The organism is Reyranella sp. (genome assembly GCF_050185545.1).
GTDB lineage: Bacteria > Pseudomonadota > Alphaproteobacteria > Reyranellales > Reyranellaceae > Reyranella.
On sequence record NZ_JBFWZI010000089.1, the window covers coordinates 13,718 to 28,933 of the forward strand.

The 15,216-nt window shown below is 66.5% G+C and carries 20 protein-coding genes; 10 read left to right on the top strand and 10 right to left on the bottom strand.

The features are described from left to right. Positions 1 to 33: 33 nt before the first annotated feature. From AB7O82_RS21800 to AB7O82_RS21825, 6 genes are all read right to left on the bottom strand, one after another. Complete coding sequence (locus AB7O82_RS21800; RefSeq protein WP_428548483.1) at positions 34 to 459, bottom strand: type II toxin-antitoxin system VapC family toxin; 426 nt, start codon at positions 457 to 459, stop codon at positions 34 to 36. Further along, positions 447 to 707, bottom strand: coding sequence for a type II toxin-antitoxin system Phd/YefM family antitoxin (locus AB7O82_RS21805; RefSeq protein ID WP_428548486.1), 261 nt, complete (start codon positions 705 to 707; stop codon positions 447 to 449). The genes AB7O82_RS21800 and AB7O82_RS21805 overlap by 13 nt, the downstream gene beginning before the upstream one ends. Positions 708 to 1,217: 510 nt before the next feature. Beyond that, the gene (locus tag AB7O82_RS21810) at positions 1,218 to 2,084 is read right to left on the bottom strand and encodes a shikimate dehydrogenase (RefSeq protein ID WP_428548489.1); all 867 of its coding nucleotides are present in this window, start codon (positions 2,082 to 2,084) and stop codon (positions 1,218 to 1,220) included. After that, positions 2,081 to 2,500 carry a LysR family transcriptional regulator gene (locus AB7O82_RS21815; protein WP_428620167.1) on the bottom strand — a complete coding sequence of 140 codons (420 nt, stop codon included), beginning with the start codon at positions 2,498 to 2,500 and terminating at the stop codon, positions 2,081 to 2,083. Before AB7O82_RS21815 ends, AB7O82_RS21810 begins: the two co-directional genes overlap by 4 nt. A gap of 105 nt (positions 2,501 to 2,605) precedes the next feature. Then, complete coding sequence (locus AB7O82_RS21820; RefSeq protein WP_428620169.1) at positions 2,606 to 3,031, bottom strand: hypothetical protein; 426 nt, start codon at positions 3,029 to 3,031, stop codon at positions 2,606 to 2,608. A gap of 140 nt (positions 3,032 to 3,171) precedes the next feature. After that, a complete protein-coding gene (locus AB7O82_RS21825) occupies positions 3,172 to 4,005 on the bottom strand; it encodes a pyruvate, water dikinase regulatory protein (protein WP_428548497.1) in 834 nt (277 codons plus the stop codon). A gap of 288 nt (positions 4,006 to 4,293) precedes the next feature. Between AB7O82_RS21825 and hemE the strand changes: the two genes are divergently transcribed. From hemE to AB7O82_RS21865, 8 genes are all read left to right on the top strand, one after another. Continuing rightward, positions 4,294 to 5,373 (top strand): uroporphyrinogen decarboxylase, encoded by a 1,080-nt coding sequence (hemE, locus tag AB7O82_RS21830; protein ID WP_428548500.1) that lies wholly within the window; start codon positions 4,294 to 4,296, stop codon positions 5,371 to 5,373. 4 nt (positions 5,374 to 5,377) lie between these two features. After that, the gene (gene hemH, locus AB7O82_RS21835) at positions 5,378 to 6,310 is read left to right on the top strand and encodes a ferrochelatase (RefSeq protein ID WP_428548503.1); all 933 of its coding nucleotides are present in this window, start codon (positions 5,378 to 5,380) and stop codon (positions 6,308 to 6,310) included. After that, the gene (gene hemJ / locus AB7O82_RS21840; RefSeq protein WP_428620170.1) at positions 6,310 to 6,735 is read left to right on the top strand and encodes a protoporphyrinogen oxidase HemJ; all 426 of its coding nucleotides are present in this window, start codon (positions 6,310 to 6,312) and stop codon (positions 6,733 to 6,735) included. The genes hemH and hemJ overlap by 1 nt, the downstream gene beginning before the upstream one ends. Positions 6,736 to 7,057: 322 nt before the next feature. Then, entirely contained in the window at positions 7,058 to 7,603 is a 546-nt protein-coding gene (locus AB7O82_RS21845; RefSeq protein ID WP_428548509.1) for a thiamine pyrophosphate-binding protein, read from the top strand. A 1-nt stretch (position 7,604) separates the two neighbouring features. After that, complete coding sequence (locus AB7O82_RS21850) at positions 7,605 to 8,219, top strand: thiamine pyrophosphate-dependent enzyme (RefSeq protein ID WP_428548512.1); 615 nt, start codon at positions 7,605 to 7,607, stop codon at positions 8,217 to 8,219. Between the two features lies 1 nt (position 8,220). Further along, the gene (locus tag AB7O82_RS21855; RefSeq protein WP_428620171.1) at positions 8,221 to 9,360 is read left to right on the top strand and encodes a C45 family autoproteolytic acyltransferase/hydolase; all 1,140 of its coding nucleotides are present in this window, start codon (positions 8,221 to 8,223) and stop codon (positions 9,358 to 9,360) included. Positions 9,361 to 9,364: 4 nt separating this feature from the next. Further along, positions 9,365 to 10,324, top strand: coding sequence for a cysteine synthase A (gene cysK / locus AB7O82_RS21860; protein WP_428548518.1), 960 nt, complete (start codon positions 9,365 to 9,367; stop codon positions 10,322 to 10,324). 238 nt (positions 10,325 to 10,562) lie between these two features. After that, positions 10,563 to 11,738: a M20 family metallopeptidase gene (locus AB7O82_RS21865; RefSeq protein ID WP_428620173.1), complete on the top strand. Its 1,176-nt coding sequence runs from the start codon at positions 10,563 to 10,565 to the stop codon at positions 11,736 to 11,738. 42 nt (positions 11,739 to 11,780) lie between these two features. Here the strand turns inward: AB7O82_RS21865 and AB7O82_RS21870 are convergent, their stop codons facing one another. The 4 genes from AB7O82_RS21870 to AB7O82_RS21885 all read right to left on the bottom strand — a co-directional run bounded on the left by AB7O82_RS21870 (position 11,781) and on the right by AB7O82_RS21885 (position 14,300). Then, on the bottom strand, positions 11,781 to 12,572 hold the full coding sequence (locus AB7O82_RS21870) for an enoyl-CoA hydratase-related protein (RefSeq protein ID WP_428538422.1): 792 nt from the start codon (positions 12,570 to 12,572) through the stop codon (positions 11,781 to 11,783). A 3-nt stretch (positions 12,573 to 12,575) separates the two neighbouring features. After that, entirely contained in the window at positions 12,576 to 12,944 is a 369-nt protein-coding gene (locus AB7O82_RS21875) for a nuclear transport factor 2 family protein (protein ID WP_428538419.1), read from the bottom strand. 17 nt (positions 12,945 to 12,961) lie between these two features. Further along, positions 12,962 to 13,327 carry a hypothetical protein gene (locus AB7O82_RS21880; RefSeq protein WP_428538416.1) on the bottom strand — a complete coding sequence of 122 codons (366 nt, stop codon included), beginning with the start codon at positions 13,325 to 13,327 and terminating at the stop codon, positions 12,962 to 12,964. Between the two features lie 88 nt (positions 13,328 to 13,415). After that, positions 13,416 to 14,300: a LysR family transcriptional regulator gene (locus AB7O82_RS21885; RefSeq protein WP_428620175.1), complete on the bottom strand. Its 885-nt coding sequence runs from the start codon at positions 14,298 to 14,300 to the stop codon at positions 13,416 to 13,418. A 122-nt stretch (positions 14,301 to 14,422) separates the two neighbouring features. Between AB7O82_RS21885 and AB7O82_RS21890 the strand changes: the two genes are divergently transcribed. Both AB7O82_RS21890 and AB7O82_RS21895 read left to right on the top strand, forming a co-directional pair. Then, positions 14,423 to 14,554 (top strand): RSP_7527 family protein, encoded by a 132-nt coding sequence (locus AB7O82_RS21890; protein WP_428538410.1) that lies wholly within the window; start codon positions 14,423 to 14,425, stop codon positions 14,552 to 14,554. A 21-nt stretch (positions 14,555 to 14,575) separates the two neighbouring features. Beyond that, positions 14,576 to 15,073: a DinB family protein gene (locus AB7O82_RS21895; protein WP_428620176.1), complete on the top strand. Its 498-nt coding sequence runs from the start codon at positions 14,576 to 14,578 to the stop codon at positions 15,071 to 15,073. The last annotated feature ends 143 nt before the right edge of the window (positions 15,074 to 15,216 follow it).

The following is a 15,216-nucleotide window of genomic DNA, read 5'->3' on the forward strand; positions in this document are numbered from 1 at the left end:
ATCCCCATTCGTCTTCGACGGAGTTTCGTGCCGTTACGAGATAACGCGCAACGAACGCAGCCGTGAAAAATCGCGATCATAGGTCACCAGCGCTGCGGCATTGATCGCGAGCGCGCTTGCCGCCTGAATGGCGTCAGCCGTCCTAAGCCCAAGCGACGCACGCAAACGCGCCGCACTTTCTGCAATGCGCTGATTGAGATCGACCACCTGCCAAGACTCGAAAGTAGCGCGATATCGGCGAATTGCTGCTTCGTCGTTCAACTTGGCCGGACCAGTAAGAATCTCGCAAACTGCAACTGTCGTAACGGCAAGTCGGAGCTTGCCTTCCGCATGCGCCTCGAACACCGGAATGAACCGGGCCGCGAGCTTCGGGTGCCTCTCCAAAGCGTATATCACCGGCGCGGAGTCCACCAACAGTAGCGCCTGATCGGACAAATCCGTAAGGTTTACCGGTCCCATTCGTCGCGCAACTTGCGCAGCGTGCGCGTGCTGTCCTTTCCCCACATGCCGCGGCCGGAGCCGATCAAGGGCAGCAACGATTGCTGTCGAGCTGTGGCCTCATAGGCCTTGATCGGCACCAGCGCTGCTACTGGCTTGCCATGCCGGGTAATGATCGTGGATTGGCCCTGCTCGGCCGCCGTGAGCAGGTCCGGGAGTTGGGCGCGCGCTTCTTCCGCACCCTTGCGCTGGGCTCGGATCTGGCTCATTTCGATAAAACTGTACAGCGCCGTACAGACTTTGTCCAGCTCACGCCAGCCGATCCCCCCACCGACTCGCCGTGCTGCGCCGCCAGGCGCGCCTGGGCGGCAAGCCGGATCGGCGCGTTGGCGGCACCGTAGCCGCCGTAGTTGTGGCGCTCGACGATCTCGAAGAAGAAGCGGTTCTCGATCGTGTGAGTGTAGACGTCGGAATCTCATTGACCTCGCCTGCAGCCTTCCCCCTCCGCCCCGTACGAGACACCTCCCCATAGGCGTTAAACCAAGAAGAATCTTCATCCCGAGGAGGCCGCGCAGCGGCCGTCTCGAAGGATGGACCACACAGTAGATCGTTGAAGAAGCGGTGTCGCAGCGGTCCCTCCTTTGCCAACCAAAGGGCGAAGGTTACTTCGCCCGATCCGAGACGCGGCCCTGCGGGCCGCTCCTTAGGGTGAGGATTCTTCTTGGTTTAACGCCCATGAGGTACCTCCCCCGATGACACCCGATGACGGGGGGAAAGAGTCAACCCGCCTCCCGCTCCGCGAGCGCCGTCTCGAAGCGCCGCCGCATGCGCTCCGCGTCCGGCGTCCAGCCGGTGAAATAGCGGAACGCATCGACGGCCTGGTGCACGCACATGCCGCCACCGTTCATCGTCCGGCAGCCCTTGGCCCGCGCCGCCAGCACGAACTCGGTGTCGATCGGCGTGTAGATCACGTCGGCGACGAACTGCGCCGGCTGAACGAGTCGGGTTGGCAGCGGCACGCCGGAGTAGCCCGCCATGCCGACCGGCGTCGCATTGACGATTCCCGCAACCGAGGCGGCGGCGGCTTCGGGATCGGACAACAGCTCGCAGCGGCCGGCGCCGAAGCGCTGGATGAGGTCGGCGCAGAGGCCGGCCGCACGGGCGGCGTCCTGGTCGAAGATCTTGAGCATCGCCACGCCGAGCGACATCAGGGCGAAGGCGACGGCACGGCCGGCACCACCGCTGCCCAGCAGCAACACGGCCTGCGCGCGCGCGGCATCCTCGCCCAGCGCCTCGATGAAGGCCTGGCGAAAGCCCGAGCAATCGGTGTTGTGGCCGGTGGTGCCGCCATTCCGGTCGAACACCACCGTGTTGACCGCGCCGATCTCCCGCGCCTCGGCGGCCACCATGTCGAGCAGCGGGATCACTGCTTCCTTGAAAGGGTGCGTGACGTTGACCCCGGCAAAGCCCGCGGTGCGTGCCGCCGCCAGAAGATCCTCGAGCCGACGACCCGGCAGCACCGACACGTCCATCAGATGGTAGTGACCGATGACGCCCGCGGCCGCGAACGCGTCCTCATGCAGGAAGGGCGACAGCGATTTGCCGATGTTGGTGCCGATCAGCCCAACCAGCCGCCGTTCCGTCATGCGCGTCTCTCCGTTATCGGTGCGAGGCCTCGATCCGGGAAGAGCCGGGAGATGGACTTGTTCGGCCATATCCTCGACGCGCGTTCCTTACGCACCACTTCCTCCCCGAAACTCCGTGCGGCTCCCACGCCTAGATGCCGGAGAGCAAAAGTAACGTCCATGATCAAGTTGACGTATTGCAGGTCGCCGACCTTATCGTAGACCGCATTCACCTGGGCGAAGATGTCGCGCGCCTCCGGGCTCGGCGCATAGCGGCCGTGGCGGTGGCTGAACAGCTTCATGCCGAGCGTCGGCTCGGCATGCTTCATCACCCGGCTGATGCCCGGTGACGACACGTTGAGCAGGCGCGCCGCACCGCCCACCGTGCCGGTGACCATGATGGCCCGGATGACCTCGATCTGACGGAGGGTCAGCATCCGGCCGGGAGCATAAGCCTTACTTGCCTCCCCCGTAATCGGGGGAGGCAAGAGCCAAAAACTCCACCTCGCAGCCGGCGGCAGCCGGTGCGCCGCGCCGCTTGACTACGGCTGGACAGACACCGAAGACGCGCATTCTTTGCCGCCCGCCGCCTCGCAGATCGTGCGCACGACCTTGCGGCTCTTGACGTCGCCGCAGCCGACGCCCAGCGCCAGAGAGGTATCGAGATGCTGTTTCAGGACTGCCCTGCCCCCGGGCTGGATCGGATGGAGCACACCCTCACGGTAGGCCGATTTCAGCTCCACGGTGCGCTCCTGGCCATTGCCCAGGGAGACCGCGACATCGACCTGCAGATAGTCGATGGTCTCCGACGACCTGTTCTCCACCTCCAGGCTCGGCACGCAATTGCCGAACACCGTGGAGTCGGCGCCACGCCTGACATCGATGCCGTTCGCGGCGAGTGCCGCCGAAGCCATCAGAAGGAGACCAAGGGAAAGGAAAGCTGGTCGACGCACAAGGATCGCGGTCATGTCCACCTCCTCTTTTTTGGAGCGCGCCGCTGGCAGAGAAACAAGCTCTTCCGCCGGGAGCGCACCATTCCGATGGCGCTCTTCTTCCCAATCACAGAACCCATGAGCGCCATCGGAGTGGCTCGCTCCCAGCCATGAGCCTACTCCACCTGCAGCCGCTGCTCGCGGCGCGTCGCCAGCATCTGCAGTATGGCCGCCGCCGTCTCCTCGATCGATCGCCGGGTGACGTCGATGGTCGCCCATTTGCGCCGGGCATAGAGACGCCGCGCCTCCTGGATCTCGCGCTGCACGCGCTCCATGTCGGTGTACTCGGTCTCGGTGTCGCGCTGCAGGAGCCGCAGGCGGTTGACCCGGATCTGCACCAGCCGCTCGGGATCGGTGATCAGGCCGACGACCAGGGGCCGCTTGGCCTGCTCGAGCTCGATCGGCGGATCGACCGCCGGCACCAGCGGCACGTTGGCCGCCCGAACGCCGCGGTTGGCGAGGTAGACGCAGGTCGGCGTCTTGGAGGTGCGCGACGGCCCGACCAGGATGACATCGGCATCGTCGAGATCGTGGGCCGACTGGCCGTCGTCGTGCGCCAGCGTGTAGTGCATCGCATCGATGCGGTCGAAATAGCCTTCGTCAAGCTGGTGCTGGCGGCCCGGCCACTGCTCGCTCTTGGAATGGAAGTGCACGGCCAACACGCTCATCGCCTGGTCAAGCACGCCGACGCAGGGCAGCTGCAGGCGCCGGCAATGATCGCGCAGCTGGTCGCGCAACTCCGGATCGACCAAAGTGTAGAGAACAGGCCCGCGATCGCGCTCGACCGCCTGCATGATCTTGTTCATCTGTCCGGACGTGCGCACCAGCGACCAGACATGCTCCTGCACGAAGATGCCTTCGTATTGCACGAGGCATGCGCGGGCCACACTCGATACCGTCTCGCCGGTCGAGTCGGAAACCAAATGAACGTGGAAGTTACGGTTCGCCACGGACCTTATTTACCCCACAGACCGGCGGGGCGGAATCGTGGATTGCCGATGGCAAGGCGGGGACAAGTCGGTGGCATGCGCCGGCCATCCCGAATCGGGACCCGGCTTGCCCTTCGGGTCCCCGTCCTCATCCCATGCGGACACCTTCGGCCGACCCTCCTGAGACCTGGGGAACGACCCATCCGGCCCCATGAAACCAGACATCGCCGGTCCACAGGCACCTGGGGAGGGTCGACCAATAAGGCGCATCCCCATGTGCCACATGCTCTACGACTCCTACTACCTTTCATGAGAAGGTATGAGGGAAGCCATGAAGGAAAACCGGTGAGGCGAGGAAAGTTCCTGGAAACCCTGGGCGGGGCACGCTTTCCGACGCCGCCGATCTGGCTGATGCGGCAGGCTGGTCGCTACCTGCCGGAGTATCGCGCCGTGCGGGCGACCACGCGATCGTTCCTCGATTTCTGCTACACGCCGGACAAGGCGGTCGAGGTCACCCTGCAGCCGATTCGTCGCTTCGGGCTCGACGCCGCCATCATCTTCTCCGACATCCTCGTCGTGCCCGATGCGCTCGGACAAAAGGTCTGGTTCGAGGAGGGCGAGGGGCCGAAGCTCGAGCCGCTGACCGATCCGGTCCAGTTCGGCCAGCTGTCGCGTGCCCGCCTGCCCGAACGCCTGGCCCCGGTCTACGACGCAATTCGACTGACACGAGAGACGTTGCCGGCCGAAACGGCACTGCTGGGCTTTGCTGGCGCGCCCTTCACGCTCGCCTGCTACATGATCGAAGGCGGCAGCAGCCGTGACTTCGCCAAGGTGAAGGGCTGGGCCTATGGCCATCCCGAATCCTTCGCCTTGCTGATCGACCTGCTGGTCGAGGCAGTGGTCGATCATCTCACCTGCCAGATCGAGGCCGGCGCCGATGCCGTCCAGCTCTTCGATTCGTGGGCTGGTGTTCTGCCCGAGGAGCAGCTGTTCAGCTGGTCGCTCGAGCCCCTGGTGCGGATCGCCCACGCCGTACGTGCGCGCCATCCCCGGACGCCGATCCTGGCTTTTCCCCGTGCTGTCGGCCCGGCTGCCCTGATGTATCGCAGGCCCGATGCGTTCGCCGCGCTATCGCTCGATACCGGCATCGGCGCGCATTGGGCGGCCAGGGAACTGCAGCCGCACATCTGCGTGCAGGGCAATCTCGATCCCATCATGCTGGTCACGGGCGGCGTGGCGATGGAGCGCGAGGCGACGCGCATTCTCGACAAGCTCGGCCACGGTCCCTTCGTGTTCAATCTCGGCCATGGCGTGGTGCCGCAGACACCGCCTGACCACGTGGCGCATCTCGTGGATATCGTGCACAACTGGAAGCCCTCGGTGTCGTGACGCCGTGAAGATCGCCATCATCCTGTTCAATCTCGGCGGGCCCGATTCGCTGGAGGCCGTGCAGCCCTTCCTGCGCAACCTGTTCGCTGATCCGGCGATCCTGCGCGTGCCGTCCTTCGTGCGCGGACCGCTGGCGAGCTTCCTGGCGCGACGGCGTGCGCCGACGGCACGGGCGATCTACGACAAGATCGGCGGCGCCTCGCCGATTCTCGGGCAGACCGAGGCGCAGGCGCGGGCGCTGGAAGAGGCGTTGGGCGGCGAGCACGAATGGCGCGGCTATGTCTGCATGCGCTACTGGCATCCGATGACCGAGGCGGTGGTGCGCTCGGTGACGCGCTTCGCGCCCGACCGCATCGTGCTGCTGCCGCTCTATCCGCAATATTCGACCGCGACGACGGCTTCGTCGTTCAAGGCATGGAACGACGTCGCGAAGTTCAAGGTGCCGACCAGGATCATCGAGTCCTATCCGGTCGAGCCGGGATTCATCGCGGCGTCCGTGGCGTTGCTGCAGCAGGGCATGACCCAGGCCGGCCGGCAGCCGACCCGCGTGCTGTTCTCCGCGCACGGCCTGCCCGAGCGCGTGATCAGGGCAGGCGATCCCTATCAGTCGCAGGTCGAGCAGACGGCCAACGCCATCGCCAAGGCCATGGGCCTCGTCGACTGGTCTGTGTGCTACCAGAGCCGGGTCGGCCCGCTGAAATGGATCGGGCCATCGACCGATGCGGAGATCGGGCGCGCCGGTCGTGACCGGCGGGCTGTCGTGCTCTATCCGCTGTCCTTCGTGTCGGAACACTCCGAGACCCTGGTCGAGCTCGACATCGAGTATCGCCATCTTGCGACCCGGAAGGGTGTGCCGGCCTACATCCGCGTTCCGACAGTGGGCACCCATCCATTGTTCATCGGCGGGCTCGCCAACCTGGTCCGCGCGGTGCTGTGATGCTCTACGAGACCTTCAAGGCCCTGCATATCATCGCGGTGATCGCCTGGATGGCGGGCCTGCTCTACCTGCCGCGCCTGTTCGTCTATCACGCCGATGCCGCGCCGGGCTCCAAGGAGAGCGAGACTTTCAAGGTCATGGAGCGCCGCCTGCTGCGCGGCATCATGAATCCGGCGATGATCCTGGTCTGGATTTTCGGCCTGCTACTCGCCTGGCGCGGCGACTGGTGGCACGCCGGCTGGTGGCAGATCAAGTTCGCCCTCGTGGCCGGCCTTACCGTGATCCACCACCTGTATGCACGCTGGCGCAAGGATTTCGAGGCTGATCGCAACACGAGGTCGGCACGCCAGTATCGCTTCTGGAACGAGGTGCCGACCATGCTGATGATCGGGATCGTGTTTCTGGCGGTCCTGAAACCCCTGTAGGCGCCATCTCTGGTCGAGGCCACAACGCCCTCATCCTGAGGTAGCCGCGCAGCGGCTGCCTCGAAGGATGGGCAGCACGATGGGTGCTTCGAACTGGCATGTTTTGCGAGTTCCTATGAAGCCCATCCTTCGAGACGCGCCTGTCTGGCGCTCCTCAGGATGAGGACATGGCTGGTTCGACTACAATTGGCACCTGTGCGACCGTGGCTGGAAAGCAGCCTCATTCCCGCATAGTAGTATGTAAACTAGGTGGGGATCTGACCTTGCCCGATTGCCGCTATCGTGGTCCTTGCGGTCCTGAAGCCATGATAATGGGAGAGACATGAACGCCGAGACGAGTGCCGCCCAGGCAAGCGCCGACTGGCGCGACCAGATTTTCGACGTGCTGCAGGAGCACGACATCAGGCAGGTCTATCACGTACCGGACGCCGGTCATGCGCGGCTGATCGAGCACTGCCAGCGCTCGAACTCGATTCGGACCGTACCGCTCACCACCGAGGAGGAGGGCATCGCGCTGGCCGCGGGCGCGTGGCTGGGCGGGCAGCGGTCGGTGACGCTCATGCAGAGTTCGGGCGTCGGCAACACGATCAACCTGATGGGCCTCACCAAGACCCTGCGCTTTCCGTTCCTGACCCTGATCACTATGCGCGGCGACTACGGCGAGTTCAATTCGTGGCAGTTTCCCATGGGGCAGGGCACGCCCAAGGTGCTGGAGGCGATGGGCGTGCTGCTCTATTCGGTCGACAAGGCCGAGGATGTGCGAGCGACGGTCGATGCGGCAACGCGCGCGGCTTTCAACGGCGGCCAAGCGGTGGCGGTGCTGCTGCGCCAGAAGCTGATCGGCATCAAGAGTTTCGGGAAGAAGTGACATGACCAAGGCAACGCTGCAGCGGCGCCCGTTGGTGAAGCAGATCCTCGCCAACGCCGACGACAATCTCCTGGTGATTGGCGGGCTCGGTTCGTCGAACTGGGACATCACTGAAGCCGGTGACCGGCCGCTCAACATGCCGATGTGGGGCGGCATGGGCGCGCCGGTCGGCATGGGCCTCGGCCTGGCGCTGGCCCAGCCTTCCAGGCGCGTGCTGGTGATCACCGGCGACGGCGACATGCTGATGAGCCTGGGCTCACTTGCCACCGTGGCGACCCAGCAGCCCGACAACCTCGCGATTTGCGTGCTCGACAACGAGAAGTTCGGCGAGACCGGCAACCAGGCGACCCACACCAGCCCGCGCAATAACGGCCCCACCGATTCGGGCGCCGGCACCGACCTGGCGATGGTGGCAAGGGGCTGTGGCATCGCCGACACCGGCACCGTGCGCGAGGCGAGCCAGGTGGCACAGCTGGTCAAGGATCTGCGCGCTGCCAAGGGCCCGATCTTCCGCCTCGTCAAGGTGATGGTCGAGAAGCTCGAGTTCGTCATGCCGCCGCAGGACGGCGCCCATCTCAAGGACCGGTTCCGTCAGGCCCTGCTGGGACACCCATGACATGACCACCTACGCCCCGTTTCCCCTCATCGAGATTTTCGGCAGCCCGCGCGAGCGTGGCCGCACGCATGGCAAGGCAGCCGCCGATCGCCTGCGACGTGGCATCCGCATGTACTCGGAGTCGCTCCTGAAAAGCGGCGTCGACTGGCGCGAGCTCGAACGCCGCGCCGAGGCGATGGTGCCGGCGATCGAGAGGTTCGATCCGAGCTACGTCGAGGAGATGCGTGGCATTGCCGAGGGATCGGGCGAGCCGTTTGCCGGTGTCGTCCTGATGAACGCCCGCACCGAGATGGTGGTGGCGGCGCGCAAGCAGAAGGAGAAGGAGCAGCTGCTACCCGACGGCTGCACCGCCGCGCTCGCGCTGCCGTCGGTCAGTGCCGACGGTGTGCTGTTGCACGGCCAGAACTGGGACTGGCGGGCCGAATGCGCCGAGACCGGCGTGGTGCTGCGCATCCGCCGCGACGACGGGCCGGATATTCTCACCTTCACCGAAGCCGGTGGGCTCGCCCGCTCGGGCCTCAACTCGGCCGGCATCGGCCTCACGGCCAATGCGCTGGAGTGCGACCGCGACTACCAGCGCGGGCCCGGCGTGCCGCTGCCCTTCGTGCGGCGCAAGGTGCTGGAGAGCGCACATCTCGCCCAGGCGGTGCATACCATCGTGGCGACGCCCAAGCTCGGCTCCAACCATATGGCGGTGAGCCATTGCGACGGCGAGGCGTTCGGCTTCGAATGCGCGCCCGACGAGACCTTCTGGCTGACGCCGGAGGATGGACTCTACGTTCATGCCAACCACTGGATCGCGCCGTCGGCACGGGCCAGGGTAAAGGACACCGGCCTCGCCGAGACGCCGTGCTCGATCTATCGCGACAAGCGGGTGCGCGAGCGCCTCGAGCCCAGGCGCGGCAAGCTCTCGCTCGGCGATTTCCGCCAGGCTTTCTTCGATGACTGGGGGGCCCCCTGGTCGGTGTGCCGGCCGCCGCGGCCCAGCGTGCGCGGGGTCATGAGCGCGACCACGGCGATGATCCTGATGCGGCCGGGCGAGGGCCATCTCGAGGCCTGCCCGATGCCGGCGCTCAATCGCCAGTTCACCACCTACAAGCTCGAGCCGGACGCAACGGCCCGGCGCGCAGCAGCGGAGTAGAGCCATGGCGGAGACAGGGACGGAGTTTCGCGGCCGCATCTACGGCGACATCACGGAGACCATGGGGGCGACGCCGCTGGTGCGGCTCAATCGCCTGCCGCAACAGGCCGGGGTGACGGCCGAGATCCTGGCCAAGCTCGAGTTCTTCAACCCGATGTCGTCGGTCAAGGACCGCATCGGCGTATCGATGATCGAGGCCGCCGAGAAGGCGGGCAAGCTGAAGCCGGGCGCCAGCACCATCATAGAGCCGACCTCCGGCAACACCGGGATCGGGCTTGCCTTCGTCGCCGCGGCGCGCGGCTACAAGGTGATCTTCACCATGCCCGATTCGATGTCGATCGAGCGGCGCAAGATGCTGCGCTTCCTCGGCGCCCGCCTCGAGCTGACGCCGCGCGAGAAGGGCATGAAGGGCGCGATCGCCCGGGCGGAGGAGCTGCTGCAGGAGGTGCCGGACAGCATCATGCCGCAGCAGTTCCAGAACGCGGCCAATCCCGCCGTGCACGTGCGCACCACGGCCGAGGAGATCTGGCGCGACACCGGCGGCAAGCTCGATTTCTTCGTGGCGGGCGTCGGCACCGGCGGCACCATCACCGGCGTCGGCCAGACGCTGAAGCCGCGCCTGCCCAGCCTGAAGGTAGTCGCCGTCGAGCCCGAGGCAAGCCCGGTCCTGTCGGGCGGCCAGCACACGCCCCATCCCATCCAGGGCATCGGCGCGGGCTTCGTGCCCGACATCCTCGACCGCACGGTGATCGACGAGGTCGTCAAGGTGAGCAACAAGGCGGCGTTCGAGGCCGCCAAGAGCATGGCGACCCAGGAAGGCATCCCGATCGGCATCTCCGGCGGCGCCGCCATCACCGCCGCCATCGAGGTCGGCAAGGCCAATCCCGGCAAGCGCGTGGTGGTGATCGTCCCTGACTTCGCCGAACGCTATCTGTCGACGACCCTGTTCGAGGGGCTGGATTAGCTCATTGCTGGGATTGCGCCACTGGTGGCGGAGTTAACGCCGCCAAAGTGGGCGCCAGCTTCGATGGAAGAGGGCGTCATTCGCCGGGAGCGCGCCACTCCGATGGCGCTCATGGGATGTGCAATCAACAAGAAGAGCGCCATCGGAGTGGCGCGCTCCTGGCGACGAGTCTCACTCGATTGCTGAACCCGTCTGCCGCCAGCGTCTCGCGCGATGGCGCCGAGGAGAATGGAACGACATGAGCTACGTCCCGATCGACGGCATCGTCGAGCTGGCGACACGTCTGGTTGCGACACCGTCGTGCGCCGGCAGCGATGCGCCCGACGCCGTGCTCGACGTTGCACGCACGTGGCTCGCCGGGAATGGCCTGCGCCCGCGCGTGCTGCACGACGACGGCGGCCGGCCGGTCGCCGTGCTGGTCGAGATCGCGGGCAGAGCGCCGGGCCCGGTACTGTGCCTCGATGCTTGCATCGACACCGCGCCGGCGGGGGACCGGGGGCAATGGACCGAGCAACCTTTCGCCGGCGCGGTACGCGGCAGGCGCCTGCTTGGGCGCGGCGCCGGCGATTCGAAGGCAGGCGTCGCCATCTTGGCGCACGTGGCTCGGCGGCTTTCGCAAGAGGGGCTTCCGCGTGGCGCCATCCACGTGCTGTTCGATGCCGACGAGCACACCGGTCGGTTCGGTGGCGTGCGCGCCTATCTCGACGCAATCCCGCGGCCGCCCGATGCGGCATCGCTGGGCTATCCGGGCAACGACTGCGTCGTCGTCGGCAGCCGCGGCTTTCTCCGGGCGCGGATCACCTTCCTCGGCAAGGCCGAGCACTCGGGCGCGGTCGAGCGCACGGGCATCAACGCGCTGACCAAGGCTGCCGCCTTTGCCCTGAGGGTGGCGGAGGTGCGCCTGCCTGCGGCGGCGGATCCGGCCTTTCCCTTCGGTCCGGCGGCAACAGTCACACGCCTCGAAGGCGGCGAGGGATTCAGCGTCGTGCCCGATCGCGCGACCTGTCACGTCGATATCCGGCTCACCCGCACCTTCGACGGCGCGAGCGCCAGCCGCTGGCTGGAGGAGACCGTGCACGCAGTCGACCGGCAGGCACGCATCGAGACCGTCGATCACTGGCCGGCCTATCTCGTCGGCGCCGATGCGCCCCTGGCACAAAGCTTCACCGAGGCGGCGAGCCGGGCCTTTGGCCGTCCGATTCCGGCCGATGTCTGCGGGCCATCGAACATCGGCAATCTTCTGGCGGCCCGCGGCGTGCCGACGATCTGTGCGCCCGGCGTCAGCTTCGGCAACATGCACGCCGCCAACGAGTGGATGGACATCGACTCGATCGCGCCCGTGTATGCGATGTACTGCGATGCGGCGCTGCGGTTCTTGAGTCATTTGGACCGCGGGCGTCTCGCCCGCTCATGAAATCATGAGCGGGCGGGACGCCCGCGGTCCGCATGAGAATGCCTACCCCGGATACCACGCGGGCTTGCGCTTCTCCTTGAAGCTCGCCAAGCCCTCGGCCGCTTCGGCCTGTTGCCGGGTGCGCGCGTGCTCGTCGATCAGGTCGCGCAGCTCGCCGTCGTCGACGAAGGCGCGGCCGGCGGCGAGCGAGCGGAGCTTGGTCGCGGTGGTGGCTGCCGGCGCGTTCATCAGGACGGCCTCGACGATCTTCTCGCCCGCGGCCTCCAGGCCACCGGTCGGGCAGACCTCGTGCACAAGGCCGAGGCGGCGCGCCTCGTCGGCGCCGAAGCGCTCGCCGGTGAGGGCGTAGCGACGGACTTGGCGCAGGGCCATGGCCTGGCAGAGTTGAGGCAGGATGATACCTGCCATCAGGCCCCAGCGCGTCTCGCTGATCGAGAAGATCGCGTCCTGCGAGGCCACGACCGCGTCGCAGGCGGCGGCGATGCCGGTGCCGCCGCCGAAGCAGCCGCCCTGGATCAGCGCGAGGGTCGGCACCGGGCAGGTATCGAGGCGACGGATCGCTTCGGCGGTGCGCCGGCTCACCCTCTCGTTCTCGGCGGGCGATTGCCCGGCGACGCTGCTGATCCAGGCGAGATCGGCGCCGGCCTGGAAATGCCGGCCGTTGCCGCGCAGCACGACGATGCGCAGGCCGGCGGTGCCGCCGAGCCCGTCCATGGCCGCGTGCAGGCCCTCGATCAGATCGCCGTTGTACGCATTGTTGACCTGCGGCCGGTTCAGGGTAACGGTCGCCACGCCGCGGCGGTCGACCGCCCACAGCACTGTGTCGTTGGTCATGCTTCAGTCGACCTTGAGGTAGCTGTCCTTGAGCGCGATCTTGCCGTCTTTGAGCTCGTAGAGGTCGATGCCGTAGCGGTCGAACGGCTTGCCGGCATGGTCGATGCCGGTGACCCGAAAGGTGCCGAACAGCTTGTCGCCGGCGCGATGGATGCGCGCTTCGGAGTAGCGCGCCTGGCGATGGGCCTTGCTCTTGTCGGCGAAATGGGCGCGCAGGCCTTCCTTGCCTCTGAGCACGGTGCCGGAGGGGGCGCCACCGGCATTCAGGCGCCATTCGAAATCGTCGGTGACGCAGGCGGCAATCTCCTCGACATCGGCCTTGTTGAAGGCCTTGCCGAAGCGGCGGAACAGGTCGTCGATGGCGTCGGGCATGCTACTCCTCCAAAGGTTCAGGATTTCAGGATCTTGGCGAGCCAGTCGGTCACCTCGCGCTTCACGATCGGCAACTCGAGATCGGACATTTCGTAGCGATGGGTCTCGCCCGGCGTGGCCGTGACCTCGATCACCTTGCCGCCGACGTCGCCCCGGAACTTCAGCGTGCGCGGGTCGGCCGAACCGTTGGGATGGACAGTGAGCACGAGCGACGGGCCGGCGTCGGGAAGATCGTCGGGAACGTCGGAATATTCCTGGGTCGAAACGTGCGCGTCGTGGCCGTTGCCCTTCAGCGCGTCGATCACGTGGTCGAGCTCCGGGCGCACCGTCTCGCGGCACCTGACCCAGAAGGCCTGCACGAAGATGTCCGTGTCGCTATTCATCTTGCCTCTCCCTCGTGTACTGCTCGCGGGTTGGGTCGATCCTGGCCAATCTTCTCCAGCCCCATCTTCTCCGACATTCTCGCCCGGCTCAAATCTCCCAGGGCGACGGCGTGAATTTCTCGACCAGGAAATTGACGAACGCCGTCACGCGCGGCGCGAGGTGGCGGCGATGCGGATAGACCGCGTGAATGGCCACGGGATCGTCGGCCGAGAATTCGCTGAGCAGCGGCACGAGCGCGCCCGTGCGGACGGCCCGGGCCACGGTCAGGCGTGTCAAGCGCACGATGCCCAGGCCCTGCATGGCCAGTTGCATCTGCAACTCGCCCTCATCGACGGCGAGGCGGCCGGTCACGTCGATCATGCGCAGCTCGCCGTCGACGCGGAACTGCCAGCGATTGAGCACGGCACGCTCGCGCGACAGGATGCAGTCGTGCCGCGCCAGATCCTCGGGGCGGCCGGGCGCGCCGCGCTGCGCGAGATACGACGGGGCGGCGCAGATCAGCCGCCTGTCCTCGCCGATCTTGCGCGCCATGAAGCTGGTGTCGGCCAGACGTCCGATGCGCAGCGCGACGTCCATGCCTTCCTCGACCATGTCGACGACGCGATCGGTCGGCAGCAGCTCGAGCCGGACCTGCGGGTAGCGCGCCAGGAACTCGGGCAGGACCGGCGTCAGCTGGTGGGTCGAGAAAGCGAGGGATGTCGTGACGCGCAGCAGACCCTGCGGCGTGCTGCCCTGGCCGGAGATCTGGTTCTCCAGGGTCTCGATCTCGGCCAGGATGCGGCGTGCCGCGGCATGGAACACCTCGCCCTCGGCGGTGAGATGGAGCGCCCGGGTCGTGCGCTGCAGCAGGCGGACGCCCAGCCGGGTCTCGAGCCGCGTAACGAGCTTGCTGACCGCCGACGGGGTCAGCCCGAGGCTGACCGATGCGGCGGAAAAGCCCCTGGAATCGACCACCCGGACGAAGGCGGTCATCTCACTGGCGTGGTCGATCATTGCGGGATTAGTGAATTGATTTCACAGGTGATGGTCAGCTATGACCTATTACGGTTCCACGAGCCAGCAATTAAGTGTCCTTCAACTTTGGAGGACTTCCGATGTTTTCGGCTCCCTATCCCACTCCCGCCGAGCGTCAAACCTATGCGACGCGGGCGCATCGCCTGCGCAGCGCCGTGGTAGCCGGCCTTGTCCGCGACCTGGTGCGCTGGGTTTCAGCAGCCGCTCGCTGAAATGCCGACTAGTCTCAACGGATGAACGGCATCTGGGCGCAGTACGCCCTCTACAACCGGCTGGCCAATGAGACGCTCTACGAGGCCTGCGCCGCCCTCTCCGACGAGGCGAGGCGGCGCAATCTCGGCGCATTCTTCGGCAGCGTCCATGGCACGCTAAACCACCTGGTGCTGGGCGACCGCATCTGGATGACCCGCTTCGAAGGCGGCTCGCATCCCTCGACCGATCTCGGCGCCATCCTGTTCGAGGAGTTCGACGCTTTGCGCGCCGCGCGCGCGACGATGGACCGGCGCATCGAGGCCTTCTTTGCCGCGCTCCCGGCCGACTTCGAGAAACGCGAGCTTCGCTATCTCAACAATTCCGGCTTCGACACGACCGACCCCGCATCGGTGATCCTGCCGCACTTCTTCAATCACCAGACCCATCACCGCGGCCAGGTCCACACGATGCTGTCGCAGCTCGGCCAGGACCCGCCGGTGCTGGACCTGCACAGGGTGCTGCGGCCGAATCCGGCCTGAGTCATGGTCTTTCGGACCGCGGGCGTCTCGCCCGCTCATGGGATGTGCGGGCGAGACGCCCGCGGTCCGGGAGAGCATGACAGTCGTAACCGACCTCTCTGTGCGTTCCGTCCCGGCACCGCCACCCCGCCGGCCTCCAGCAG

What these genes read in the sequence shown, in the direction of transcription:
- AB7O82_RS21800 (WP_428548483.1), bottom strand. Translation starts at nt 459, where the DNA reads ATGGGACCGGTAAACCTTACGGATTTGTCCGATCAGGCGCTACTGTTG.
- AB7O82_RS21805 (WP_428548486.1), bottom strand. Translation starts at nt 707, where the DNA reads ATGAGCCAGATCCGAGCCCAGCGCAAGGGTGCGGAAGAAGCGCGCGCC.
- AB7O82_RS21810 (WP_428548489.1), bottom strand. Translation starts at nt 2,084, where the DNA reads ATGACGGAACGGCGGCTGGTTGGGCTGATCGGCACCAACATCGGCAAA.
- AB7O82_RS21815 (WP_428620167.1), bottom strand. Translation starts at nt 2,500, where the DNA reads ATGCTGACCCTCCGTCAGATCGAGGTCATCCGGGCCATCATGGTCACC.
- AB7O82_RS21820 (WP_428620169.1), bottom strand. Translation starts at nt 3,031, where the DNA reads ATGACCGCGATCCTTGTGCGTCGACCAGCTTTCCTTTCCCTTGGTCTC.
- hemE (WP_428548500.1), top strand. Translation starts at nt 4,294, where the DNA reads ATGAGAAGGTATGAGGGAAGCCATGAAGGAAAACCGGTGAGGCGAGGA.
- hemJ (WP_428620170.1), top strand. Translation starts at nt 6,310, where the DNA reads ATGCTCTACGAGACCTTCAAGGCCCTGCATATCATCGCGGTGATCGCC.
- AB7O82_RS21845 (WP_428548509.1), top strand. Translation starts at nt 7,058, where the DNA reads ATGAACGCCGAGACGAGTGCCGCCCAGGCAAGCGCCGACTGGCGCGAC.
- AB7O82_RS21850 (WP_428548512.1), top strand. Translation starts at nt 7,605, where the DNA reads ATGACCAAGGCAACGCTGCAGCGGCGCCCGTTGGTGAAGCAGATCCTC.
- AB7O82_RS21855 (WP_428620171.1), top strand. Translation starts at nt 8,221, where the DNA reads ATGACCACCTACGCCCCGTTTCCCCTCATCGAGATTTTCGGCAGCCCG.
- cysK (WP_428548518.1), top strand. Translation starts at nt 9,365, where the DNA reads ATGGCGGAGACAGGGACGGAGTTTCGCGGCCGCATCTACGGCGACATC.
- AB7O82_RS21865 (WP_428620173.1), top strand. Translation starts at nt 10,563, where the DNA reads ATGAGCTACGTCCCGATCGACGGCATCGTCGAGCTGGCGACACGTCTG.
- AB7O82_RS21870 (WP_428538422.1), bottom strand. Translation starts at nt 12,572, where the DNA reads ATGACCAACGACACAGTGCTGTGGGCGGTCGACCGCCGCGGCGTGGCG.
- AB7O82_RS21875 (WP_428538419.1), bottom strand. Translation starts at nt 12,944, where the DNA reads ATGCCCGACGCCATCGACGACCTGTTCCGCCGCTTCGGCAAGGCCTTC.
- AB7O82_RS21880 (WP_428538416.1), bottom strand. Translation starts at nt 13,327, where the DNA reads ATGAATAGCGACACGGACATCTTCGTGCAGGCCTTCTGGGTCAGGTGC.
- AB7O82_RS21885 (WP_428620175.1), bottom strand. Translation starts at nt 14,300, where the DNA reads ATGACCGCCTTCGTCCGGGTGGTCGATTCCAGGGGCTTTTCCGCCGCA.
- AB7O82_RS21890 (WP_428538410.1), top strand. Translation starts at nt 14,423, where the DNA reads ATGTTTTCGGCTCCCTATCCCACTCCCGCCGAGCGTCAAACCTATGCG.
- AB7O82_RS21895 (WP_428620176.1), top strand. Translation starts at nt 14,576, where the DNA reads ATGAACGGCATCTGGGCGCAGTACGCCCTCTACAACCGGCTGGCCAAT.